The following is an 852-nucleotide window of genomic DNA, read 5'->3' on the forward strand; positions in this document are numbered from 1 at the left end:
ACTAGGGTCCGGACTCATTAGAGCCACCATATGACGGTAGCGGCGATGGCGATGGTTGCCATGAAGGTTTTGATATTGCGGTCAAAGCGCATGGCGACGCGTCGCCAGTCCTTGAGGCGACAGAACATGCGCTCGATGATGTTGCGCTGTTTGTAGATTGCCCGATCGTGGGGGACCTGTACCTTGCGATTGCGTTTTGAAGGGATGACGGCCTGGGTGCCGCGCTCAGCGAGCCAGGCGCGCAGTTCATTGCTGCAATAGCCTTTGTCCCCAACCAGTTCGGCAGAGGGCGGGACTGCGGCGATGCAATCCTTGGCGACGCGCATATCATGCACGTTGCCCGGGGTTATCATCAGCACATGCGGGCGGCCTTTGGTGTCGCACAGAGCGTGGACCTTGGAGTTTCGACCGCCCCGTGTCTGGCCGATACCATTGGCCAAGGCCCCCCTTTTGCGCCGCCGGCGGTACGGTGGGCCTTGATGCAGGTGCTGTCGATGAACAGCCGATCCGGCACCCCTTCAGCACCGGCAAGCGCGTTGAAGATGCCCTCCCACACACCGCGCTCGGCCCAGCGCACGAAGCGGTTGTAGAGGGTCTTCTTCGGACCATAGACATGCTCGGGGCAGTCGCCCCAGCGCCCACCACTTTGCAGCGCATGAACGATGCCAGAAAGCACCCGGCGGTCATCTACCCGCGGCATCCCGCGCGTGCCGGTTGGCAACAAGGGCGCAATCCGCGCCCACTGCGCATCCGAAAACCAGAAGAAATCCGCCATCGCCAACGCCTCCTCACAGAACGCATTGAATCACAATCACACCCAATCGGGAATCCCATTAATGGGTCCGGACCCTA

At 61.2% G+C, this 852-nt stretch carries 1 protein-coding gene; it reads right to left on the minus strand.

Annotated features, from left to right (window positions below; genetic code table 11):
• Nucleotides 1-17 precede the first annotated feature (17 nt).
• Nucleotides 18-775 (minus strand): IS5 family transposase gene (locus AC1DVS_RS26740; protein WP_478027550.1). Its coding sequence is split into 2 segments (ribosomal slippage): nt 18-439 and nt 439-775, totalling 759 coding nucleotides; the frame shifts between segments, so codons are not numbered across the junction.
• Nucleotides 776-852: the final 77 nt, after the last annotated feature.

Source organism: Sphingomonas sp. P3_C5, from assembly GCF_056402635.1.